This is a genomic window from Spiroplasma attinicola (assembly GCF_023509825.1).
Taxonomy (GTDB): Bacteria; Bacillota_I; Bacilli_A; order Mycoplasmatales; family VBWQ01; genus Spiroplasma_D; species Spiroplasma_D attinicola.
In genome coordinates, this window is the sequence record NZ_JAKQXY010000001.1 from 13,026 (window position 1) to 38,479 (window position 25,454).

Genomic DNA, 25,454 nt, shown 5'->3' on the forward strand with positions numbered 1-25,454 from the left:
TTTATACTAACATAAAAAAGCATGCTTTTGGTTTAACAAGGATTGTCTAACCAACTTTGAACTTTAATTAGATAAAAAGTAATTCTTTAACAGAATTACTTCTTTTAAAATTAAAAAATAAAATTGTCTAAATAATCTTTAATGTTTTTAATTCAATTTTTATAAACTTTTGCTTTTTCTTTTTTAATTTTTTCAGCACTTCGACTAATTGAATCTGCTAAGTCATCAATTTTTTGTAAACTATCATTAAGACTTGTATCTAACTTTGGTAATTCAAGTTCTTTTCATTCATTAAACTGACTAATTTTTTCACTATAATTAGTCTTATCACGATTACTATCTAAACGATATTCAATTTTAATTAAAGTTCTTAAAATTTGACCAACAAAATAAAAACTTTCACTATCAGTTAGGTAAATATTTGGATTATAATCTGAGCGTTTAAAAGGAATTCCTGCATATTTATTATTAAAACTAGTTGCAATTAAAATTCCATACTTAGAACCTTGTTTTGCCATGTCATCAACTAATTTTTTTTCTCAATTATTACTTCATTCGGCATTTTTAACTTCATAAACAATTTTGCCAATAATTGTATTATCTTGTCTTACTTCCTGTAAATAATCTGCTTTTTTATCCTGATCAGTAATTTTAGAAATAACATCATCAGGTTCAAAAATTTTTCTTAATTCTTTTTCAACTTCATGTTCAAAATTTTCACCTTTAGTTTTATTTTGAATTACTCTAAATTGTAAATTTGCTTTTTCTAATTCTTGAATTTGGTTTTTTAATTTTAAAGCTTCACTATCTTTTAATTGTGTAAATTTAAGTTCTTGTTGTGACAAACTATTTGCTAATTCTAAACGATTAGTTTCAAGTTTATTTTTTTGATCGGCAATAATTTGATGCAATTGATTTAATTGTTCATGATGTGACTGTAATAAATTAGTTTCTTTTGTTGCCAATGATTTTTCTAACATTATTTTTTGTGCTTCATGCTCTTGTTTCAATTTACTAATTTCTTGTTTTAAATTAAAAATTTCATTATTTTTTGCCTGATTTAACTGATTTTCAGATTCTGCTAAAGTTTTCTTTAAAATAAGATCACTATTTTTCAATTGATTTTTTTGATCAGCAATAATTTGATTTAATTCATCTAATTGCTTTTGCTTTGCTCTTAAGATTTCATTTTCTTTTGCTACTAAAGATTTTTCTAATGCTAACTTTTGCGTTTCACGATCATTTTTTAATTTATCAATTTCTTGTTTTAAAATAAAAACTTCATCATTTTTTACTTGATGCAATTGATTTGCTTGTTGTGACAATTTTTTTTCTAAATCTAATTTTTGATCAGCTATAACTTGATTCAATTTATCTAATTCTTTTTGATTTGATTTTAATAATTCATTTTCTTTGGTAATTAAAGCTGATTTTATTGCTTTAGCTTCTTCAATTTTGTACCGAGCAATTAACTTTGTTTCTAATTCTTTAAGATAATTACTTTCATGAGCCTTAAAATTTTCTTTTAAGTGACTTAAAATTTGTTCATTTTTATTAAAATCTGCTTCAGTAATTACATAGTTACAGTTAGGGCATTTAAATTTGAAACTCATCGCTTTCCCTCCATATTTTTTGTTTTAACACTTTATAAGAATAATTATAAGATAAAAAAAGAAAACTTTTAGCAAATTTAAGATAAAATATTAAATGAAACGGGTGAAAAAATGTCATGAAATAATTTTAATCTTAAACCTTGAATTACTAAAACATTAATTAATAATAATTTTCTTAACCCAACTGAAGTTCAAACAAAAGTAATGCCATTAATTGCTCGTGGTGACAATTTAATTGTTTCAAGTGCAACTGGCACAGGTAAAACTCATGCATTTTTAATTCCAATTTTAAATAAAATTGAAGCAAATAAAAAAGTTCAAGCAGTTATCATTGTCCCAACAAGAGAATTAGCACAACAAATTTTTACTGTTACTAAAACATTAATTAAAAATCAAGCAATCAAAGCAGCATGTTTTGTTGGTGGTAATGAATTACCAAAAGAAAAAACAACTACTAACGAACCAGAAATTGTCATTGGTACAGTTACGCGATTAAAAACTTTGTATCAAGAGCGTTGATTAAATATTACAACAGCAAAAATATTAGTTTTAGATGAATGTGATATGTTATTTGAACTCGGATTTATTAATGATTTAGATTTTCTAATGCAGAAAAGTAATGAAAAAATTCAATGTTTGGCATTCTCAGCAACAATTAATCAAGAATTAGAAATATTTTTAAAAAAATATTTTAGTAATCCAAAAATTGTTAATCTAAATCACAAAAATAATGCACCAAAAATTGAACATATTTTTATTAATTGCCCAATTAGTAAAAGAAAGGAACAATTATTACAATTAGTCAATTTAATTAATCCTTACTTAGTATTAATTTTTGTTAATAAAAAAGAGCAAATCACAACAATTAGTCAATTATTAATTGACAATAATAAAAAAACAGCTGTATTACATAGTAACTTAACACCAAGAAATCGGAAACAAATTTTTAAAAGAATTAATAATCTTGATTATCAATATATTGTCACAACTGATATTAGTGCCAGAGGGATTGATATTCCTGGTATCTCTCATATTATTTCTTGACAATTACCTTATGATTTAACTTATTATTTACACCGAGCAGGTAGAACTGCAAGAAACAACCAAACCGGAATTTCTTATTTATTTTATGATGATACTGATTTAAAACAAATTCAAGAAATTAAAAAGTATAATATTAATATTGAGTATTATAAAATTAAAAACAATCAATTAGTTAAAGAAACTAGTTTAGCTAATAATTCAAAAGAAATTGCTAAAAGCAAATTAGCAATTCAAACAATTAATCGTTTTAAAACAACAAAAACAAATAAAAACATAAAACCAGGTTATAAAAAAGAATTCAAAACAAAAATGATAAAAATTGATAAAATCACTAAAAAACAACAAGCAAAAAAAGCAAGACACAAGAAAATATAGATTAAATTATAGGAGTAAAATAATGGATAATAAACTGATTATTGGTTGTCATGTGGCAATGAAAGCACCAAAATATCTTCTTGGTTCTTTACAAGAAGCACTTAACTATCAAGCTAATGCTTTTATGATTTATACAGGAGCACCACAAAATGCTGTTCGTAAACCAATTAAAGATTTATTATTAAAAGAATTTCACGAGGAATTAGCAAAAACAAAAATTAACATTAATAATATTATTGTCCATGCCCCTTATATTATTAATTTAGCTAATACTATTAAACCAAGTACTTTCGAATTTTCTGTTGAATTATTACAAAAAGAATTAAAACGCTGTCAAGAAATTGGTGTTAGTACTTTAGTTTTACACCCAGGAAGTGCTGTTGGTGCTGACAAGACACTTGCTTTAAAGCAAATTATTAAAGGCTTAGATGCTGCTTGTTTTACTAATCAAACTGTCAAAATTGCCTTAGAAACAATGGCAGGTAAAGGCTCTGAAACTTGTAGTATCTTTCAAGATTTAGCATATATTATTAATAATGTTAAAAATAAATCATTAATTGGCGTTTGCTGAGATACTTGTCATTTATATGATGCAGGATATGATATTGTTAATAATTTAGAAAATATCATTAAAGAATTTGACCAATTAATTGGAATTGATAAAATTTTAGCATTACATATTAACGATTCAAAATTCGGATTAAATAGCCATAAAGATCGCCATGAAAATTTAGGACTTGGCAAAATTGGTTTTGATGCTTTAATGAAAATCATTTATCACCCATTACTTATTAAAAAAACTAAAATTTTAGAAACACCATGAATTAATAATAAACCACCATATAAAGAAGAAATTACTATGATTCATAATAAAGATTTTAATAAAGAAAGTTTATTAAAACTTAAAGATTAAAGGAGAAAGTATCAGTGAAAAAAATTGGGATTCTTGGTGGAACATTTGATCCAATTCATAATCAACATATTGAAATTGCTAAAGCAGCCTATAAAAAATTAAAACTAGACGAAGTATGAATTTTACCAACAAAATTAAATCCTTTAAAAACTAATATTAGTGCCACAACAGAACAAAGAATTGCTATGATTAAATTAGCAATTCAAGATTTTTCTTGACTAAAATTAAATCAATATGAATTAACAACAAAAGAAAAAGTTAACTATACAATTGATACAATTAAAGCATTTCAGAAAAAGTATCCAGATACTGAATTTTCCTTTATTATTGGCTCTGATAATTTACTTTCATTAAATAAATGAAAAGATATTCATCAACTAATTACTTTAGTAAAATTTATTGTTATTAATCGTCCTAATTTTCAACCAAGTATTAGTTTAATGGAAAAATATCATTGTCAAAATTTAACTCTTGAGTTACCTAATAATATTAGTTCTTCTAAAATTCGTACTGGAGAAAATATTGATCTTTTAAATCAAGATGTCATTAATTATATTAATGATAATTTAGTCTATTACAAAGAACGATTAAAATTTCATCTTACTAATGAGCGATATCAACATTGTTTAAATGTTGGCGAAACTGCAAAAAAATTAGCAATTAAACACCATGAAAATCCAGAAAAAGCTTTAATTGCCGGAACTTATCACGACATCGCTAAACAATGACCAAAAGAAAAATTAATTAATTATCTTAAACAATATTATCCAAAAGGTTTATCAGCGCCATTTAATCTTTATCATGGTTATGCTGGTGCTTTATATTTACAACATCATTTAAAATATCAAGATAAAGAAATTATTAGTGCTATTTTTAATCATACTAGTGGTGCAGTAAAAATGACTAAATTAGAATTAATTGTTCTTTTAGCTGATAAAATTTCACCTGAAAGAAATTATTCTGGTGTTAATGAATTAAGAAAGTTAGCACAAAAGAATTTAGCATTAGCTTTCAGCAAATATTTAGAAATTTTAAAAGTAAGTTTAGCAGCAAGAAAACTTCCTTTAACAGAAGAATTTAATTCAATTTACCAAACATGGCATAAAAAACAAGTAAAATAAATAGTGAAAGGAATTTATATAATATGAGTAAAAAAAAGCAACGACCTAAAAAGAAAAAACGAGAAAAATTAACAGAAGGCTATTCTGAAATTAAAGTTAAAAAATCTGGTTTCTTGCGAACTATTTTTAAATATTTCAAAAAATATCCTTGACTTTATACAATTGCGATTTTAGCAACAATCCTTTCTTCTTTAATGACAGTAGTTATGCCAAAAATTACTAATCAATATTTAATTGATGGTGAATTTATTGAAAGTAAAATTTTACAATTAGCTTATATCTTAATTTCTTTACAAGTAGCATCAGGAATTTTAATGTATTTACGAAATGTTGCTGGTGGTGTTATTGGTGTTAAGATTGAAATTGAATATCGTAATAAAGTTATCAAACATTTATTAGATCTTGATATGTCATATTACGAAGATAATAAAATTGGTGATTCATTAACAAAACTAATTAGTGATACTGAAATTATTGGTGATAATATGCAAGCAATCCCATTATCATTTTTAAGCTCAGTTGTGACATTTATTGGGGGAATTATAGTTACTTTTTCAATTAACTGACAAATGTCATTAATTGTTTTAGGAATCATTATTGTGATTTTAATTTTAGCTGTTTTAAATGTTCAAATCATTCGTTTATTAAACTACCGATGAAGAAAAGTTTATACTGAAGTTAATGCTGATGTTACTGACCGAATTGGAACAATGCAATTAATTAAAAGTAATGGAACCAAAGATTATGAAATGAAACGTGTAATTGATGGCCACAAACGATATTACAATTCAGCCAAAAGAACTATTAATTTTGATGGTTTCACTCGTGCTTTATTAGTAACATTACTAACAGGAATTAATACTGTTGGATTAGTAACTGGTTTAATCTTTGCCAGTAAAGGAATTATTAAACCACAAATAATTATTTCCTTTATGCTCTCTGTCAATACTTTAATCTTTCCAATTATTCAAAGCATTCAATTTATTGGTAACTGAGCTCGGACTTCAACCGCCATTATTCGTGTTAATGAAATTACTAATGCTGAACCAAAAATTACTGAAGTTCAACATGCAATTAAAATTGACTCAATTAAAGGTGATATTATCTTTAATGATGTTAGTTTTCGTTATAAATCTGATGGACCATGAATTTTAAAAAACTTTTCTTATACTTTTGAAAAAGGAAAAAAATATGCGATTGTTGGCGCAACAGGAGTCGGTAAAAGTACCATTAGCAAATTGCTATTACGTTACTATGATCCTGAACTTGGAGAAATTTTAATTAATAATAATAATCTAAAAAATCTTAATTTAAAAACTTATCTAGGCCATATTGGTTATATTGAACAAGATCCACAAATTTTATATGGTGATTTTACTGAAAATATTAGTTATAGTGTTAAAGGAGTAACTTTTCCAGATATTGAAGCAGCAGCAAAAAAAGCTAATCTAAATGATTTTATTCAAGAACTACCACACAAATATAAAACAATTTTAGGAGAAAGAGGAATTACCTTATCTGGTGGCCAAAAACAAAGAATTGCTATTGCTCGAGTATTTTTAAAAAATCCAGAACTATTAATTTTAGATGAAGCAACTAGTGCTTTAGATAATATTGTTGAAAAAGAAATTCAAGCACAATTTAATAAATTAATGATTGGCCGAACAAGTATTGTTATCGCCCATCGTTTATCAACAATTAAAAATGTTGACCAAATTCTTGTTTTAGAAAAAGATAAAGGCATCGTTCAAATTGGAACCTTCAACGAATTAAAAGATCAAAAAGGTCACTTTAAAAACTTATATCAAGCAGGAATGATGGATTAAATAATAAATTAAAATTCTAATTTTAAATGCACTTCATATAAATTAACTATAAGTGCATTTTTTTAGCGAAAAAATCAAAAATATTACTTTACCTCACTTTCAATAATGATACAATAAAAATAAGAAGAGACTTTTCAAAAAATTACATAAAAATTAAATAATGTCGTGCTGTATTATTAACACCTTTAATAAAAATAATTGCAAAGGGGAAAAAATATGGCAAATATAAAAAATGAAATTCATTCAAAAGAAAAAAGTAAGAAAAAAAACTATACAAAAAGTGAAACCTTTATGATAATGTTGGCAATTATTTTAATTGGTACAGGTACAGGATTAGGAATTTACTATGGAATTAATAAAAATCATAATGGAAATACAATACCACCAAATACAACAATTCCAATAACACCAATAAATTTAAACACTCTTAATCAAACTGCCATTCCAGGCAAAGAAAACATGATACAAGATGATGCCTTTAATGTATTCATAAATAATAATAAAGAAAAATATCCTGACTTAGAAAGCAATATTGAAATCAGTTCATTTATAGCATCAAGCCATACTTTAACCGGTAAATTAATTGTTAAAGCAAAAACAAATAGTACTAAATACACAGGAAGTATCTCAGTAATTATTAATATAATAGGAAAAATAAATTTAGCTGATTTAATTAAAACTACAAAAATTCATTCTGTTAATAATAATGTTCAAATAATCACTGCCTTTTTAGCTGTTAATTCAACTTCTGGATTAATAGAAAGTGATCTTGAAGTTACATCATACACTCTTGCAACAACAACTAATACTGGTTCAGCAATAATTAATGTTAAAACAGATAACAGCGACTATACAGGTCAAGTAAATGTTACAATTGAAATGTTAGGAATTCGAGAACAAATATTACAAACATTAAGAAATGCATATCTAAATAATGATGATGATAGATGAATTCCAGCATGAAGAAATTATTTTGAATTACTTAGTGAAACTGTTAATTCAATTACATATGTTTTAACTAATGAACAATTAAAAGATAATTCTCAAATACAAGAAACAATATTTAATCAATTTAGAACAAGCATATTGGCAGAATTAAAAAATTGAAATATTCCTAAAGGTTATCGAGAAAACACAATTAAAATCAACTATTCAAGTTTTAATATTACTAATGAAACAATTACAACAACCGGTGAAATTGCATTAAAAATATATTATTTGAATGTTGAGGGAATGAATTTTAATTGATTTAAAGATTTTAGATTTGAAATTCAATATGTAATTGCAGATTAAAAAACTAGTAAATGAACATCGATAATAAATTTAGACCACAAATAAAATTAAAAGGAATGATTCCAGTCGAATATCGACTAAACTATTCCTTTTAATAAGACTTTTTACTTGTCCAGTGTTATTGACTAGTTCATTTACTAGTTTTTTTACTATTCAAATTCAGTTTCATCAACTTTATTCTTTTTATTTAATTCCGTTATTGTTTTTATTTGTTCCATATTTAAGTTTTTTTCTGTTAATTTTTTATTTTCTGTGTCTTGTTCAATTTTAACAATTCAAGCAGTAATATCTTGTAAAATTGTCTGAATTGGTAAATCATTAAGAATCGCATGTTTGCCTTGATCATAAAAACGATAAGTTACTGTATCACGTCAGTTTTTTTCATTTACTTTTACTTTATCATAATCAGCAAAAATATCATTACCTGTTTGAATAATCATTGCCGGACAAGTAGATTGATTAATATTTTTTGGTACAGCTTTACTAATTTTATCTCCTTGTAAACCATAAACAACAGTAACACCTTGTTGTTTCGAACGACGATAATTTCTTTCATTAAAATAATCAATATAAATTTCATTATCAGAAATTTTTTTTAAATCAAATTCAATTGGTAAAATTAATTGTTTATTAAATAAAAAACCAATTATTTTTCTACAAATTAAATTAGGTGTCATTTTAATTACCCTCTTACTTGTAATAAAATTAGTTAAAATCACACCATCAATTTTATCTTCTAAGCGTTTAAGCGCTAAAGCACAAAAAGCTGAACCTAATGCTTCACCTAATAAAAAAATCTTTTGATTAGGAAACTTTTCATTTAAAACACTAACAATATCTTCCAAATCAGCAATAGTTGTTCCTAAACTATGATATTTTCATTTACTATTCTTACCCCAATTTCGTTGATCAAAACCTAATAATGAAATTTTTTGTTCGGCAAAAAAATTTTTTGCAGCAATAAAATCTTCTTTGGCACATCTTAAACTATGAATTCCAATCACAATAGAGTTACTATCTTCAACAAAATTATAGTTAGTATGCAGTAAATAATTATCTCTGGTAATAATCCCTACATCACTTCATTGTGGAAAATGACGTTTTTTTTCTGAATTATAACTAATATGATAAACTTTAAATCAACGCAATAAAAAAAACAAGAAAAGTATCATTATTACTGCAACTATTAATATTACTCATCAGTAATCTTTTCAAAAACCCATTTTTTAATCTAAAATCCTCCCAATTACTAAATTTAGTATCTAGGATAATTTTATCAAATTAAATAACTTTTATGTTTAATAATTAAAAAACTCTAACTTATAACTAAATAAATTAGAGTTTCTAAATTAACTAATTTCTGCTCGTTCAGGGGCTTTTACTAATTCAGCAACAACATCTCCTGCCTTAACTTGGCCAAATTTTAAAATATTAATCTTATAACCTTGTTCAGCAATTGTTTCTTTCGTAAAGATTACCGGTGTTGTTAAATCTTTATTATTCTTTTTCATTGTGTCTAAATTAACTGCTACTAATGGTGTATCATTAGCAACAACTTTATCTTCCTTATGAACTTTAGCACTAAAACCATTACCATTTAATTCAACTGTATCCATACCAATATGAATTAAACATTCAACTTTAGTTGATTTTTCAGTAATTCCATAAGCATGACCTGTATCTAAAATTGTTGTTAAAACTCCTGAGATTGGTGCAATAAATGTTGCTTCTTTTGTTTCCTTACCTTTTTTAGGAATGATTGCAAAACCATCACCTAACATTTTATTAGAAAATACTGGATCTTCTACTTTCTCAATACTAATAACTTCACCTGAAATTGGCGCATATACTTCAATTCGTTTCTTTTTTAAAAAAAACATTTACTTTTTCTCCCTTAATTTAGTTTATTTTTTAAACATTCTTTAATACTTCAATAATAGCACTTAATATTGTAAAATTTAATCTAAAAGATTACCTAATTTTTTAGTTACCAATGCTTTAACTTCATCGTGACTATCACATTTCAATGCTTCAGCAACTAATAATTCCATATCTTTTTTATTCAAACTATTAATTAATTTTCTTGCTGCCAAAATATCTGATGCTGACATTGAAAACTCATCTAATCCCATACCAACTAATAATGGTATCGCAATTTTATCTCCTGCCATTTCACCACACATTCCAACAGGAATTTTTTTAGCATGTGCTTTAGCACCATCAATTGTCATTTTAATTAATCGTAAAACTGCTGGATGATAAGGTTGATATAAATAAGAAACCTTTTCTGACATTCTGTCAGCAGCTAATGTATATTGAATTAAATCATTAGTTCCAATTGAGAAGAAATCAGCATATTTTGCAAAGATTTCAGCATTAACAGCTGAAGCAGGAACTTCAATCATCATTCCAATTAAAATATTATCACTAACTTTTTTACCTTCTTTAATTAATTCTGCCTTACATTTTAAAACAAAATCTTTTGCTTCTTTAAATTCTTCAACAGTAGCAACCATTGGAAACATAATTGCCAAATTTCCTGAAGTTGAAGCTTGTAATAATGCTCTAATTTGAGTTTTAAAAACATCTTTTTGATCTAAACACAAACGAATTGCACGGTATCCTAAGAAAGGATTCATTTCGTGTGGTAAATCTCAATAAGTTAATTTCTTATCGCCACCAATATCCAAAGTTCTAATTACAACTTTAAACTTTGACATTGTTTTTAAAACAGTTTTGTATTCTGTAAATTGTTCTGTTTCAGTTGGAAAATTATCATTTTCCATATATAAAAATTCAGTTCTAAATAAACCAATTCCATGAGCATCATTTTCAAGAGCAGAATCCAAATCTCTTACTGAACCAACATTAGCTTCTAATTTAAATTCATAACCATCCTTAGTAATAGTTTTCTTTCCTTTAAAAGAAAGCAATTCAGTTTTTAAATTAATTCATTTTTTTTCTTGTTCTTTTCAAACTGTAACTTTTTCATCAGCTAAATCAAATTCAACTTCACCGGAATTACCATTTAAAGCAATATTTGTTTTATCTTTAACTTTAGTTGTAATATCTTTTAATCCAACAACAGCAGGAATTCCTAAACTTCTGGCCATAATTGCAGAGTGTGAAGTTCTACCACCAATATTACATAAAAATCCTTTAACAAATTTTGGATCTAATTGACTTGTTTGTGATGGTGTTAAATCATTAGCAACAATCACTACTTCTTGCTTAATATCACTTAAAGCATTATCTTTAATTCCTAAAAGTTGATTGATAATCTTTGTTTTAATATCAAGAATATCAGCTGCTCTTTCTCGTAAATACTCATCTTCTAAAGCACTAAAAAGTTGATAAAAATTATTGCAAGTAACATCAACTGCTTTAACAACATTAAATTTTTCATTAGTAATTAAATCTTTAATTTGATTAGATAATTCTGGATCTTTTAAAATTGATAAATGAGCTTCAAAGATTTCAGCATGTTCACTGCCAAGCTTTTTTTGTGTTTTAACAATTAATTCATTAAGATCATTTTTAGTTTCTAGAATTGCTTTGTCAAATCTTTTTATTTCTGAAGCAATATCTTTTTCAGCAATTTTATTATCACTAATTTTAATTTTTGCTTCTTTTAATAGTAAAACTTTGCCTACTGCAATACCATTACTAGCACCGATGCCATTTATTTTCATTATATATTTATTATCTCTTTCTATATCTTGATTATTTTAATAATATTTATTTTTATTAATAACTTAATCTTCTACATTATTCAATGATTACTCATTCTAGTAAAATTATAATAAAAAATAACATAATTGTATATATAATTTGGAAAAAATAGTTCCAATTTTAATATTAAAAAGAAAAAAATTATGTTTTTTATAAAGAAAAGTTGTATTTCTTATTTAAGTTAATACTATAATAATTTTCTCATCCAATAATAATATGATCTAATAATGTTATTTGAAAATTTTTTAATTGTTCTTTAATTTTACTAGTAATTTTTAAATCAGCAAAAGATGGTTCACTATCACCACTAGGATGATTGTGAACACAAATAATTTTATTAGTTCGATAAGTAATTGCTAAATATAAAATATCTTTAATATCAATTTTTAAACTATCATTTGTTCCTTTATATAACAACTTTTGATGAATTAGTTTATTTTGATTATTCAATAATAATAAATAAAAATGTTCTTGATTTAAGTTAGCATAATAATTTTTAACTAAATTAAAAACATCTTCAGGGAAAACAATCTTTAAATACCGAAATTGTTGATTAATTAACTCAATTCTTTTTGCTAACTCCAAACAAGCAACAATTTCTAAAGCTTTACTTTTACCAATTCCTTTAATTTTTATTAAATCATTAAAATTAACTTTACTAAAATTTTCAATTCCTTGATAAGAAGTAATAATATCTTTTGATAACGTTAAAACATCTTTTTCTTTGGTACCTGTTCGTAAAAGAATTGCTAAAAGTTCTTCATTATTTAAAGTCTCAATTCCATATTTCACTGCTTTTTCTCTTGGTTTTTTATCAGATTGTCAATCTTTAAATTTCATTTTCATTACTCCTTATTAAATAATTAACTAAAAAATAAAAAAAATCCTTTTTAAAAGGATTTATCTTTAGAATAATTTTTGGTTTGATATTTTTCATATTAATAATAAGAATGATGAAACAACTAATAACTAAAATTTCTATTAACGCTCCACTCATCTTATCTTGCAAATATACTTAAACAAACCTTGCTTTTGGAAAAAAATATTTGTTAATTATTAGATTTTTCTTAATCAAATTATCACTTAATAAAAACTCACTAATAAAATTAACAAATTTTTCTTCCATATTATGACCAAGAATAATAACATTAATATTTTTATCTCGTGCCTCTAATTCTTGATGTCACTTCATTTCACCAGTAATAAAAAGATCAATATTTTGATTATTTGGCATAGCTTCAATAACACTACCACCAGCACCAGAAGATAAAAGTACATTATTAATTTTAGTTTTTAAATCATTAGTAATAACTTTAACTTGATCAAAACCAAAATAATTTTTAAGATTTTTAATTATTTCAAATAAAGTCAAGTCTGAATATTGACCAATCACAGTTAATTTTTCTTGATCAAAATATTTAATATTACTAAATTTTAAATCCTTTGCAATTAATCAATTCATACCATTAAGATGTTTATCAAAATTTGTATGTAAAACATAAACATTAATCTCATTTTTAATTAATTTTTGATACAATGATTTTTTTACTTGACTCACTATTTTATCATTAAGATTATTAGCAAAAATAAATGGATGATGACAAATAATTAATTTAATCTTTGTTTTTATTGCTATGTCAATCACATCACTCGTAACATCTAAAGCAATTAAAACTTGTTCAATCTCAATATTTTGTTTAGTTGCTTTAACTTGTCAACCAATAAAATCTCAATCACACGCATCTTTTAATGGAAAAGTATTTTCAATTTTCTTAATCAAATCTAAAAGTTTCATTTTTAACCTTTATAAAACTCTTTAATTAATTTTGATTTTGATGGATGTTTTAATTTTCTAATTGCTTTTGCTTCAATTTGTCTAATTCTTTCTCTGGTAACAGAGAATTCTCGTCCAACTTCTTCTAAAGTTTTTAATGTATCATATTTACTAATTTGTTTGTAAATTACTTTATTACGAATCACTTCTGGTTTATCTAAACTAGTATCATAATGTAAATGCAATTCGCTCATTACTTCTTTTAATTCATTTTGTTCTGTTTCATCTTCGCAAAGTTCAACAATTCTTCGTAACTTTGTTGGTAAAATTCCAAAACGCATTCTAATAACTTTTTCTTCTCGTCTAGTTAAAACTTCAAAAAATACTTGGTCAAGTTGTTCTCGTAATCAATGACGTTCAGCAGCTTCATCAGGTGATAACATATTTTTATCTTTAATAAAATCACCAAAATGAGTATCATCTTCATCACCAATTGGTTTTTCCAACGGAACTGGATCAGATGCTAATTTTTTAATTTCTAAAATTCGATTAGCATTCATATTTTGACCCATTGCTTCAGCAATTTCTTCTGGAGTTGGTTCTCGTCCCAATTCTTGATTTAATTGTCGTTCAATTCTTGTTAATTTATTAATTCTTTCAACCATATGAACAGGAATTCTAATTGTTCTTCCTTGATCGGCAATCGCTCTAGTAATTGCTTGTCTAATTCATCAAGTTGCATAAGTAGAAAATTTAAAACCTTTATGATAATTAAATTTTAAAATTGCTTTACCTAAACCAATATTACCTTCTTGAATTAAATCTTCAAATGCTAAACCACGATTTAAATGTCTTCTAGCAACTGAAACAACTAATTTTAAGTTAGAATTAAATAACTGCTTAAAAGCAAAATCTCTTTCTTCTTCATCTTCAGATTCTAGCATTTTTGCATATTCAACTTCTTGTTCTTGCGTTAAAATTTGACTAGTTCCTAAAATATTAAAGTAAGATTTAATTCCATCTTTTCTTCTTGTATCATTAGAAATACTCATAGTATTTTTTAAATTTAAATCTTGTAAATCAACAGTAATATCATCTAAATTAATATTATCTTCTTCTTCAAGTTCAATTTCTTTTTCATCTTCATCAATTGTATCAATGAAAATAGCACCTTCTGATTCTAGAAAATCAAAAAAATCTTCAATTTCTTCATCATTTAAGTTTAAGTTTTGTAAATCAGTTAAAATTGTTTCTTGTGATAATTCTTTACCAGCAGCCATTTCATCTGCTAAAAAGTGCTTCAAATCTTCTTTTGAATTAAATTTCTTTTTATCTTGACTCATAAATCATTTCCTTCGTTATTTTTTTATTTTATTAAATTTTTCTTTAAATTTGACATTTGCTGTAGTAATTCAATTTGTTTTTCAGGGTTGCTAGTATTAGTAATTTGACTTCTTAAATTAGCAATTTTTAGTTCAATCCGATAATTTTTAATATTTTTTATATCATCTTTAATAATTGATACTGTAAATTGAGATTTTTTATTTTGATGTTGATTAATAATCTCTTGATAAAAAGGAAGAAGTTCGTTGTCTTTTAATAAGTTTAAAAGTTCTTGTAAATCAATTTGTTGAATTTTTTCTCTTTGATATTTTTCTGTAATCAAAAAGTGTAGAGTCATTAATCTTTGGTCATCAAAAATAAATTTTTCCTTTTCTAAAATTTGATAAACCTGATAATCAAGTAATGAAAAAAAGAATAATTGCTTTTGTAATGCTAAAAATTTTTGTTTTAAAGATAATGGGATAAACTTACTTTGCTTTTGTTTTGAGTTTACTTGATTTACAACATTTGAAGCAACAATTTGTTGTGATTCTTTAAGAACAGAAAATAATTCCGTTTCTGTTAAATTAGTAAGAACTTTTAACTTTTCCAAGTAAAATTTAGTTGTAATTGGATCTTTAATTGCGTTTCATAAATCTTGCAATTGCTTAAGAAATGTCTTTAGTTGATAACTATCTTGTTTAAAATCATATTTCATTTGATAAAAATTAATGGCAAAATCAAGTGGATGTAAAGTAGTATTAATAATCGTTTTAAACTGCTCAAGGTTATTTTTAATCAATTCATCTGGATCTTGGTTTGTTTGATTATCAATTACTTTAACATTAAAATTTTGTGCTAATAAATTAGTTGCAATTTTAATTGCTGCTTCTTTACCAGGAATATCACCATCCAAAAAGATAATAATATCATTAGTAAATTGTTTTAAAGTAGCAATATGTTCTTTTGTTAAATTAGTACCCATTAAAGCAACACAGTTATTAATCTCTTGACTGCTTAGACTAATAACATCCATATAACCTTCAACTAAATAAATGCTCTTATTATGCGGATTAAGACTATTTTTAGCTTTATACAAATTGTAAAGAATTCGACCTTTTTTAAAAATTTCTGTTTCGGGAGTATTAATATACTTAAAATTTGCCTTTTCTAAATTATCTTGATTTTTAATAAAACTTCTGGCACTAAAACCTAAACATTCACCATCTAAATCAAGAATCGGAAAAATAATGCGATTAAAAAACATATCCTTAACTTTATCTTTATCAGTAATTTTAGCAAGACCAGCACCAATAATTTCATTAGTTTGGTAACCTTGTAATTGTAAATATTCTAATAATTGATTTTTGCTTGGTGCAAATCCAAGAGCAAAATCATTAATATTTTTTTCACTAACTTTTCGGTCATTTAAATAATTAAAAGCTGCTTTTCCTAAATCAGTTGTCATTTGATATTGATAAAAATTTAATGCTAAATTATTTAAAATTTTAAAAGGATGAAGTTTAATTTTTTGTGATTCTGTTAAATTTAAATGTAATTTCTCTAAATCAATCTTAGCAATTTTTGCAACTTCTCTAACAGCACTTAAAAAATCAATGTTTTTGTATTTTTGTAAAAAAATAAAAACATTTCCTTGTTCGCCGCAAGAAAAACACTTATAAATTTGCTTTTCTTGTGACACTGATAAAGAAGGGTTAGAATCTTGATGAAAAGGACAAATTGCTCAAAAATTATTACCCTTACGAGTTAATTTTAAATATTCTCCAACAATATCAACGATATTAACTTGTTCTTTAATTTGTTGAATTTTTTGACTGAAGTCTTGATCCATAGACACGCTTCCTTATATTTATTATTAACAAGAAATATTCAATTTTTGATATAAATACTTTTTTAATTCAGTAATTTTCACTCGAACTTGACCCATATCATCACGATTTCTAACTGTTACTGCTTCATCTTCTAAAGTTTGATAATCAACAGTAACACAATATAATGTTCCAATTTGGTCATGATAATTATATACTTTGCCAATTTCAGATTTTTGATCAAAAATTACATCTAATAAAGTTGGCTGTAATAACGCAAATACTGCTTGAGCTTTTGAACCCAATTTCTTCTTATTCAATGAAGCAATCGCAACATGATATGGTGACAAAAATGAATTTAACTTTAAAACAGTTCTACTCTTATCCTTAACTTTTTCTTGAATCAAACTATCACAAATAATAGCAAAAAATAATCTTTCAACACCAATTGATGGTTCAATTACTAATGGATTAACAAGTTTATTTGTCGTACTATCTTGCGCTAAAAAATTAACTTTGCTTGCTTTGGCATGCTGCATTAAATCATAATTACCACGATTAGCAATACCAGATAATTCTTTTCAACCAAATGGAAATTTATACAAAATATCAGTTGTCGCTAAAGAATAATGCGACAATTTATCTTTATCATGTTGATGTAATTGACAATTATGCTCAGAAATTCCTAACTTTTTAATAAAATCTTGCATTGATTTTAATCAATAATTAAATCAATTAATACTATCTGTTGGACTGTAAAAGAATTCTAATTCCATTTGTTCAAATTCATAAGTACGAAAAATAAAATTTCCAGGTGTAATTTCATTACGAAAACTTTTACCAATTTGACCAATCCCAAAAGGAAGTTTTTTATTATAAAATTTCTTCATATTATTGAAATTAATAAAAATTCCTTGTGCTGTTTCAGGTCGAAGATATAACTTGTTACCTTGATTTTCAACTGAACCTTGATAAGTTTCAAACATTAAACGAAATTGTTTAACTTTAGTAAAATCAGAATGCTGACAATTTAAACATTTAATCTTTTTTTCAACAATAAATTGATCTAATTTTTCATTACTTCAACCATCACAATCAAGATCAGGAAAATAATGTTGGATTAATGTATCAGCACGAAAACGAAATTTACAATTTTTACAATCAACCAAAGGGTCATTAAAATTATCTAAATGTCCAGAAGCTTGTCAAACTTTAGAATTTAATAAAATTGAACTATCTAAAGCAATATTAAACTGATTATTTTTAATAAAATGATTTCATCATAATAACTTAATTTTATGCTTTAAAATTACTCCTAAATGACCATAATCTCAAGTATTTGCTAAGCCACCATATATTTCTGATCCTTGAAACACAAAACCAAATTCTTTTAAATGATTAATAATTTCCTTCATAGAAAAAACAGTTTTTGCTTGCACTTTATTCCTCCAAATTAAAATTTATGTCATTCATAAGAGTATATTAAATATTTTATCTCATTTTTTGAAAAAACTAAGTTATTTTATTATTATATACTATATTTGTCAATATATTATAGGTGTTATTATTAGAAATAAAAAAGACAAAAACATCTAATAAAAGATATTACAAATTAAACATTCGTTCCAATTGATTGACTACTTTTATAATAATGTAATTCATTAATTTTTTCTGTGTTAGAATTTTTAATAACTGAATTAATATCAATTTGTTCTTTAGTAATTATTTCCAAAGTCAACTAATTTACCCCCTTTTCGTAAACTTAGTATAAATATTATTAACTATAACCTAATTCTTTTAAACTTTTCGGATTATTAGGTCATTCATCAATTACCTTAACAAAAAGATTTAACATAATTTTAATATTAAAAATTTGTTCCAATTCTTCACGAGCTCTAATCCCAATACTTTTAATCATCTGACCTTTTTTACCAATTAAAATTGCTTTTTGTGATTCTCTTTGGACAACAATTACTGCTGAAATTTCTAATAAATCACTATCAAAAATCATATCTTCAATCATAACTGCCACACTATAAGGAATTTCTTGTCTTGTTAAAAAAATAATTTTTTCACGAATTACTTCTTTAGCAATTTGTTGATCACTACTATTACTTTTAATGTCAACATCAAAGAACTTAGAGCCTTCCGGTAAATATTGATAAATATTTTTTAATAAAACATTTAAATTAAATTCTTTAATTGCTGAAATGGGAATAATTTCTTTAAAAGGTAATAAATCTTTTCATTCATTTATTTTATTAAAAAGCTCAACTTTATTAACCAAATCAACTTTAGTTAACAATAAAAAAATTGGCATTGTTCGTTCTTTTAAAAGTTTAATAATTCTTTCTTCGTTTGGCGAAATTGCTTCATTTGCCGGTGCTAGTAAACAAATAACATCAGTATCTCTAGTAGCACTCGTAGCTTGTTTATTCATAATTCGTCCCAATTGATTATGATATTTATGAATTCCTGGTGTATCTAAAAAAATAATTTGCATACTATCATCAGTATAAATCCCTTGTAGTTGCTCTCTTGTTGTTTGTGGTTTTGGACTAACAATTGCAACTTTTTCTTTTAAAATTGTATTTAATAAAGTTGATTTCCCAACATTAGGTTTACCAATAAAACTTACAAATCCAGCCTTAAAAGTATTACTCATATTATTTACTATTTCCTTTCAATGACTCTGATATAAAAGCAAAAGGCAATAAATCTTGTACCTTAACAATTTTGATATCTTTTTCATCTTTACTATTAATATTACTAATATAAACTTTAGCTGTCATCGGCATAACTTCAGCCATAAATTGGCGACAAATACCACAAGGTGAACCTAAACTATTACTATCAGTAATTAAAAACAAAGCTTCAATATCATCCTTTTGATAACCTAAAGTAATTACTTGTGTTAATGCTGTTCTTTCAGCACAAATAGTTGCTGGAAACGAAGCATTTTCAACATTAACACCTGTAACTTCTTTTTTATCTTTAAGAATAACAATCGCAGCAACACGAAAATTTGAGTACGGAACATAAGCATTAGTTTGTAATTTTTTTGCTTTATTTAATAATTCTTGAAAATTCATATTTATCCCTTTTAATCCTTCTATCTTCTAGTTTTGAATTTAATTACGAAAAATTTTTAAAGTTGTTAAAACTGTTTTTTGTAATTGAAACATAACTTTTTCTTCTTCTTTGGTCTCATGATCATAACCCAAATTATGTAACAAACCATGTAAAAATAAAAATGATAACTCACGATTTAAACTATGTTGATACTCAATTGCTTGATGTTCTGCTTTTGGATAACAAACATAAACATCACCTAAATCACTAATATCTTTACTTTTAACAGAAACTTCATCTTGATTAGCAAACGATAAAACATCGGCAATGTAATCTTTATTACGATAAGTTCGATTTAAAAGTAAGCTTTGAGCTTCATCAACAAAAACTACGGCTACTTCAGCATTCTTAACTTTTGTTTTACTAGCTTTTAAAGTTTGATTTAAAATTCCTAGTGCTAGTTTTGGAAAATCTTCAAGATTAAAACCTTGTTCGTTAAAAATGTTTACTTGATTACTCATTAGTTTTTTGACTCCTATAATCTCTAATTTTAATTATAACAAGAAAATATTATTTAATTATATAAAAAAATCACCACCAATAAATTAATACTGATGATGATTACCAAATTTGCTGTTACAAATTACTTACGTCGCTTTGTTTTTTTTGCTGAATTTCGCTTAGCACGCATTTCAACTCGTTTTGAAACAAAATATTCTTTCTTCTTTACTTGTCGTTTTGTTTCTTGTGAGATTTTTTGAAAAGACTTTAACGCTTTATTAAAAGCTTCTTCGTTGCTTTTCTTATCTTTATCTTTGTCATTATCAGGTGTTGCTTGTGGCTTTAACTTGACTGATGGCATTTATATCAGCTCCTATTTCTTTTTTATCTAGTAAATTATACTTACTTAAATTGGTTTTTACAAGTTAATTTTATCTTTTGGTTGTATTATTTATTTTACGGATTAAAGATTTAATTAAATAAATATTATTTTTCTTTATTTAATTAAAAGCAACGTCTTTTCAATTCTTTAAAATTATAACATCAATCAAAAATAAAATCATAAAAAATAATTATTCTGAATAAAACAAAAAATCAACTTTATTAGTTGCTTTAATAATTTATTTAATTTACCTAATCTTCTAACGATGATTCCATCAAGAAAAATAGTTTTTAGTTTCAGCCTTAACAATACTGCCTTGAGGGACATATAATTGTTGCTTTTTAAAAGTTCAATAACTTTTTCAATAAAAGCGTTGTTCTTTTGATTTTTCATAGTGATATTCATTTTTTAAATATTTAATAATATCTAGTTGATTAATTTCTGCAGTTCGTAATAACAACATATTTTTAAAAGTTTGATAATGAAATGCTTTTGATCCATAACCTAATAATCATTTCACAATATGAGAAATATCACCTTCAGCACTAATGCCAATATTATTATTTCTAAAATAAAAAATAGCCTCTAGCTATTCAAATTTATTGGGTCAAAGTTAATTATTGCTGTAAGTTTTCAAGTTTTAACTCAAGGTTTTTAATTAAGTTATTAGCAGTTTCAAATAATAGTTCGCAATCTTTTTGAATTAAAATTAATTGTGCTTTAACTATTGCTAGTTCATTTGTTATTTGCGTAATTTCTTGTTGTAAACTAATAATTCTTTGGTTTTGCCGTTCAATAACATATTCCCGAAAAATAGCATTAGTATTTTTTATTGCTAAATATTGTTTGGTATTACTATCTATCTTTTAATTAATATCTTTAACAATTTCTAATTCAACAGTGCTATTTTTCGTATAAAAAATTTTCTTTAAGATATGTTACTTGATATAACTTGATAATTGATTGTTTTTCTAAAAAGTTAGTTTTAATAAGACTATCACCTAAATCTGGCCGATAACGATTATTATTATAAGATGTTAAGGGTATACTATAAACAGTTCCATTAATAATATCTGTAATAATAAAAGGGCAAAAAAATTTTTCTTTAGTTTTATAAGGTACAATATAATTAATAATTCAAACATCCTGGATTGTATATTCTTTTTTTCATATTATTTTCCTTTCTAAAATAAAAAAGAGATAGTTTATACTATCTCACTATGTTTAACATACATTAAGCAATCACATAAATGTGAAAGATGTAGACCATAAATTAATTATAATATCTTGTTTTTTTAAAACAAGATATTATATTATAAAAACAATTATTCTTCAATTAACTCAACAAACTTTTTGTTTTTTACAACATGATTAACTTTTTTACTATGCTTCGTATAAAATCTTTTATTTGATAAATTAGAATTTTTCATTTCATTAATTTTAGCAAGAACATGATATGTTTTAAGATTTTCTGAATTAAATAACCTCTTTCTGCTATTTCCACAGTTAATTAAGTCATATATTTCCTTTGATACTGATATATGAAATTCTATATCCTTTTCAAGTATTTCAATTTTGTAATCTTTTGGTTCATGATTTAATTGACAATCATAATTTGATTCGCATTTTTTTCCAAGAATGCAAGAATAAAATTTCCTATTTAATATACCTGTTAAAAGAACAGCATTATTTTCTATACTATGACTTTTTTCATATCATTCTTTACAATAATCAGGATTAATAAAACTAGTTTCTTTTAGAAAACCTAATTCAGGATCATTTTTTAATAAATCAAATAATTCAGCTAGTTTTAAGTAAGGTCCTGTGTATTTACTAGCAATCAGTTTATTAAACTCTTCTTCATCTATATTTACAGTTCTTTTTGGTAATCCTTTAATTAAAAAATTAAGAGTTCGATTTTTAATTAATTTTTGTTTTAGTCTAGCTAAATCATGAAAAGGACAATTATTTAAATGATCACTTTTTCTTTTTGACCTTAAATAAACAAGATTATTTTTACTCAAAATAGCAGAAACTAATATTGCTTGACAATCTAAATGATAGCCACATTTTAAATTATTTTTTGATAAATAATCTTTAATCTTTTCTCCATCAGAAAATAACTGATTAATTTCTTCAATACTTATAAATTTATTATTTAGGTAAAACTCGCTATGCATTTTGAACTCCTGTAATTCTTAACATTCATTAGTTAAATTATTTTTAAATCAAAATTTGGATTTTGTGTTAAAAAGTCTATTAAATAGTTAATTTTTTCAAACTTATTCTTAATTTCTGTTTTGTTATGAGTTGTTTTTGATAATAATCAGGATTCTTTTACTGCCTCTAGCATGGTGTCTTTGTCGTGACTTTTAATTTCTTCTAATTTTGTTGCTAATTTTTGTATTTTTTGACTAGCATCTTTAGAATTTCAGTATCCAGCAACTGTTGTGATTTTTTTAATTAATTTCGCTTTATTATCTAAAGATAAATTTAAAAAATCATCATTATCATTGAATAAATAAGATAATAATAATATTTTAAAACCCAACACATTCAAAAGTCCATCATTATTTTTATTAATATTTTCTAATGTTGAATTATTTAGATCCAATCTAATTTTTTGAATAACATTATTAAACTCTTCATTATTCTCTAAATCTTCTAATTTTATTTTACTAGTTAATTTAATAATTTCTTTATCAGGTTGACCTATTCTAGTTTTATCAAGAACTATACCTGTAAAAACAGTAAAATGTTTAACAAACCCTCTTCTTATATCATTAAAATTAATAACTTCACAAAACTTTGTAATGTCGCCACTATCTAAATAATTATGAATAAAAACATTTGGAATTGAATGCAAAATTTCTCCGGCTTTTAATTTTTCTTGATTTTGTAACACTCTAAAATAATCTCTAATGTATTGTTCATCTTCACTATATACTAAAGTAATATTTAAAGTATAATCTAGTATTCTTTTTTGCAAAAAATCAGGTAAATCCTTAAAGTATGCTTTTTTAAATTTAGATTCTAAAAGTTTTGAAGCTTTAGAATCACTGTTAGCAGCCACTCTTATTGTATTTCCTATTAACTTATTTTTTACTATGCTTAATAGAGTTTCATTATCTAGTTCAAATTCATTTTTAATGAAACTTTCTATCGTACTAATTCTTTGTTGACCATCAATAATCTGTTCCTGTGGTAAACCATCTTTAAATGTACTTCAAATAATAATTGTTCCTATGGGCATATCTAAAAAAATACTTCTAATTAAATCTCTTTTAATACTTTTTTCGATTCAAACTATTTTTCTTTGATATTTGTCATTAACAACTATAATTCCAGCTTTTTTTTCATGTAATATTGTTCCCAAAGTTTTACTTGTTGGTTTTTGGTAATTCATTATTTTCTCCTTTTTCAAAATATATAATAGATTCTATTTTATATTTATATTTTTATATATAGAATCTAACATATTTTTAAAAATAAGTCAACAATTAACGCAATTTAAATTAATAAAAATATCTAAAAACTTTAAATTATCTACTTCAAAATTAAAATAACTAATGGATGTTAAAAATTATAGGAGCAATTAATAACTACAAATCTTTGGTCTTATTTTGTCATAAAGTAATTTGTTCTTGATAGTTAATTTTTTACTGATTATCTTTAACTAAAGAGAATAAGAAATGATAATGCTGAATGTTATCTAAAGTATTTAATAATGACTGTAGTAATAACATACGTTCTTCATGAGTAAAATCCATAGCAAGGATATTTTAAAACTTGTTCCTTTTGTTGTTGCAAATTATCATAAATTCCTTTATTAACAAGATTTTGATTTCGCAATTTTAAAGTTTCCAAGTTCATTAAAACTCTTTGTTCTTGGTGTCATTGTTTAAAGTTTTTGTTACTAACACCAGTTTTTTGCTTTAGGTTTATATTTCTCAATTGTTTCATCAATATTGTCTTTTGATCATTATCAAAAAGATTTTTGTTGATTACTTAAATCTCTTTTATTATCAAATAACTTTGTGTGCTGTATTTTTGACTTTGAGTATAAAGAAAATGAATAAAAATGAATATGAATATTTCTTTCATCCAAGTGAACAACAGCACCAATAATCCCAGAATCATTTCCTAATTGTGATTTTTGCCAAATAACTTCTTCATTAATAACTTTATTAGCTCATTGATTAAGTTTATCTTAATCAAAAATTTCTTTTAAATAATAGCCTTCGTTTTTAATGTTAAAATGTAACGCCAAGTCATCATTAGGGGGTTTCTTCTTTAACTTTCCCAATACTAGCAATCCCTCATTCTTGGAATAAGATTGGACTATAAGTTTTAACAGTTTCAACTAATCAAGGTGTTTTTAGATGTTTCTTTTCAAATCCAATTAATCAAGGATTATTGTTATGTTCTTTTTGCAAAGTATTGTACATCAAATTTAATTTTATTAAAACTTCTTTACGATTATAATGATTTATATAATCAAACATTTTTTGCTCATTGTTAAAAACAAAATAAAGGTTACTTGAACTTTTTGTTGTATCAACGCCAATACCATTTACTTTGATGTAACCGAAATCCATGAATAATTGTTTTATTAGTTACAGCATTTCTTGTACCAGCATATTTGACATACCTTAA

25 protein-coding genes are annotated in these 25,454 nt (G+C 24.7%); 5 read left to right on the plus strand and 20 right to left on the minus strand.

Going from position 1 to position 25,454, the window contains the following annotated elements:
- Window positions 1-110 precede the first annotated feature (110 nt).
- Complete coding sequence (locus tag LT335_RS04425) at window positions 111-1,613, minus strand: DUF2130 domain-containing protein (protein ID WP_249727542.1); 1,503 nt, start codon at window positions 1,611-1,613, stop codon at window positions 111-113.
- A gap of 111 nt (window positions 1,614-1,724) precedes the next feature.
- Here LT335_RS04425 and LT335_RS00085 point away from each other — a divergent pair, with 111 nt between their 5' ends.
- The 5 genes from LT335_RS00085 to LT335_RS00105 all read left to right on the plus strand — a co-directional run bounded on the left by LT335_RS00085 (window position 1,725) and on the right by LT335_RS00105 (window position 8,185).
- Window positions 1,725-3,032, plus strand: coding sequence for a DEAD/DEAH box helicase (locus tag LT335_RS00085; RefSeq protein WP_249727549.1), 1,308 nt, complete (start codon window positions 1,725-1,727; stop codon window positions 3,030-3,032).
- A 22-nt stretch (window positions 3,033-3,054) separates the two neighbouring features.
- Window positions 3,055-3,945, plus strand: coding sequence for a deoxyribonuclease IV (locus tag LT335_RS00090; protein WP_249727551.1), 891 nt, complete (start codon window positions 3,055-3,057; stop codon window positions 3,943-3,945).
- A 14-nt stretch (window positions 3,946-3,959) separates the two neighbouring features.
- On the plus strand, window positions 3,960-5,066 hold the full coding sequence (locus LT335_RS00095) for a nicotinate-nucleotide adenylyltransferase (protein ID WP_249727553.1): 1,107 nt from the start codon (window positions 3,960-3,962) through the stop codon (window positions 5,064-5,066).
- Window positions 5,067-5,089: 23 nt separating this feature from the next.
- Window positions 5,090-6,892: an ABC transporter ATP-binding protein gene (locus LT335_RS04430; protein ID WP_249727555.1), complete on the plus strand. Its 1,803-nt coding sequence runs from the start codon at window positions 5,090-5,092 to the stop codon at window positions 6,890-6,892.
- Window positions 6,893-7,108: 216 nt separating this feature from the next.
- A complete protein-coding gene (locus LT335_RS00105) occupies window positions 7,109-8,185 on the plus strand; it encodes a hypothetical protein (protein WP_249727557.1) in 1,077 nt (358 codons plus the stop codon).
- A 149-nt stretch (window positions 8,186-8,334) separates the two neighbouring features.
- On the opposite strand, the gene LT335_RS00110 is transcribed toward LT335_RS00105, so the two are convergent.
- The 19 genes from LT335_RS00110 to LT335_RS00190 all read right to left on the minus strand — a co-directional run bounded on the left by LT335_RS00110 (window position 8,335) and on the right by LT335_RS00190 (window position 25,396).
- Window positions 8,335-9,408 (minus strand): alpha/beta fold hydrolase, encoded by a 1,074-nt coding sequence (locus LT335_RS00110; RefSeq protein WP_249727558.1) that lies wholly within the window; start codon window positions 9,406-9,408, stop codon window positions 8,335-8,337.
- A 126-nt stretch (window positions 9,409-9,534) separates the two neighbouring features.
- Complete coding sequence (locus LT335_RS00115) at window positions 9,535-10,065, minus strand: PTS sugar transporter subunit IIA (protein WP_249727560.1); 531 nt, start codon at window positions 10,063-10,065, stop codon at window positions 9,535-9,537.
- 78 nt (window positions 10,066-10,143) lie between these two features.
- Window positions 10,144-11,877 carry a phosphoenolpyruvate--protein phosphotransferase gene (gene ptsP / locus LT335_RS00120; protein WP_249727561.1) on the minus strand — a complete coding sequence of 578 codons (1,734 nt, stop codon included), beginning with the start codon at window positions 11,875-11,877 and terminating at the stop codon, window positions 10,144-10,146.
- A gap of 190 nt (window positions 11,878-12,067) precedes the next feature.
- On the minus strand, window positions 12,068-12,757 hold the full coding sequence (gene radC / locus LT335_RS00125; RefSeq protein ID WP_249727569.1) for a RadC family protein: 690 nt from the start codon (window positions 12,755-12,757) through the stop codon (window positions 12,068-12,070).
- A 175-nt stretch (window positions 12,758-12,932) separates the two neighbouring features.
- Entirely contained in the window at window positions 12,933-13,712 is a 780-nt protein-coding gene (locus LT335_RS00130) for a Nif3-like dinuclear metal center hexameric protein (RefSeq protein WP_249727587.1), read from the minus strand.
- A gap of 2 nt (window positions 13,713-13,714) precedes the next feature.
- Window positions 13,715-15,034: a sigma-70 family RNA polymerase sigma factor gene (locus LT335_RS00135; RefSeq protein ID WP_308699462.1), complete on the minus strand. Its 1,320-nt coding sequence runs from the start codon at window positions 15,032-15,034 to the stop codon at window positions 13,715-13,717.
- 23 nt (window positions 15,035-15,057) lie between these two features.
- Window positions 15,058-16,866: a DNA primase gene (gene dnaG, locus LT335_RS00140; RefSeq protein WP_249727591.1), complete on the minus strand. Its 1,809-nt coding sequence runs from the start codon at window positions 16,864-16,866 to the stop codon at window positions 15,058-15,060.
- 24 nt (window positions 16,867-16,890) lie between these two features.
- Window positions 16,891-18,282, minus strand: a complete 1,392-nt coding sequence (locus LT335_RS00145; RefSeq protein WP_249727593.1) for a glycine--tRNA ligase — start codon at window positions 18,280-18,282, stop codon at window positions 16,891-16,893.
- 173 nt (window positions 18,283-18,455) lie between these two features.
- A complete protein-coding gene (locus LT335_RS04005) occupies window positions 18,456-18,581 on the minus strand; it encodes a hypothetical protein (protein ID WP_283778538.1) in 126 nt (41 codons plus the stop codon).
- A gap of 39 nt (window positions 18,582-18,620) precedes the next feature.
- Entirely contained in the window at window positions 18,621-19,508 is an 888-nt protein-coding gene (era, locus tag LT335_RS00150; RefSeq protein ID WP_249727599.1) for a GTPase Era, read from the minus strand.
- 1 nt (window position 19,509) lies between these two features.
- On the minus strand, window positions 19,510-19,935 hold the full coding sequence (gene cdd / locus LT335_RS00155; RefSeq protein ID WP_249727607.1) for a cytidine deaminase: 426 nt from the start codon (window positions 19,933-19,935) through the stop codon (window positions 19,510-19,512).
- Between the two features lie 39 nt (window positions 19,936-19,974).
- Window positions 19,975-20,436 carry an rRNA maturation RNase YbeY gene (gene ybeY, locus LT335_RS00160; RefSeq protein WP_249727623.1) on the minus strand — a complete coding sequence of 154 codons (462 nt, stop codon included), beginning with the start codon at window positions 20,434-20,436 and terminating at the stop codon, window positions 19,975-19,977.
- A 122-nt stretch (window positions 20,437-20,558) separates the two neighbouring features.
- Window positions 20,559-20,777, minus strand: a complete 219-nt coding sequence (locus LT335_RS00165) for a hypothetical protein (protein ID WP_249727625.1) — start codon at window positions 20,775-20,777, stop codon at window positions 20,559-20,561.
- A 280-nt stretch (window positions 20,778-21,057) separates the two neighbouring features.
- A complete protein-coding gene (locus LT335_RS00170; RefSeq protein WP_249727631.1) occupies window positions 21,058-21,318 on the minus strand; it encodes a hypothetical protein in 261 nt (86 codons plus the stop codon).
- Window positions 21,319-22,123: 805 nt separating this feature from the next.
- On the minus strand, window positions 22,124-22,978 hold the full coding sequence (locus tag LT335_RS00175; protein WP_249727633.1) for a hypothetical protein: 855 nt from the start codon (window positions 22,976-22,978) through the stop codon (window positions 22,124-22,126).
- A gap of 32 nt (window positions 22,979-23,010) precedes the next feature.
- Window positions 23,011-24,204, minus strand: coding sequence for a DUF262 domain-containing protein (locus tag LT335_RS00180; protein ID WP_249727635.1), 1,194 nt, complete (start codon window positions 24,202-24,204; stop codon window positions 23,011-23,013).
- Between the two features lie 302 nt (window positions 24,205-24,506).
- Entirely contained in the window at window positions 24,507-24,761 is a 255-nt protein-coding gene (locus tag LT335_RS00185; RefSeq protein WP_249727638.1) for a hypothetical protein, read from the minus strand.
- Window positions 24,762-24,780: 19 nt separating this feature from the next.
- Complete coding sequence (locus LT335_RS04665; protein WP_374982210.1) at window positions 24,781-24,978, minus strand: plasmid recombination protein; 198 nt, start codon at window positions 24,976-24,978, stop codon at window positions 24,781-24,783.
- A 97-nt stretch (window positions 24,979-25,075) separates the two neighbouring features.
- Complete coding sequence (locus LT335_RS00190) at window positions 25,076-25,396, minus strand: hypothetical protein (RefSeq protein ID WP_249727640.1); 321 nt, start codon at window positions 25,394-25,396, stop codon at window positions 25,076-25,078.
- Window positions 25,397-25,454: the final 58 nt, after the last annotated feature.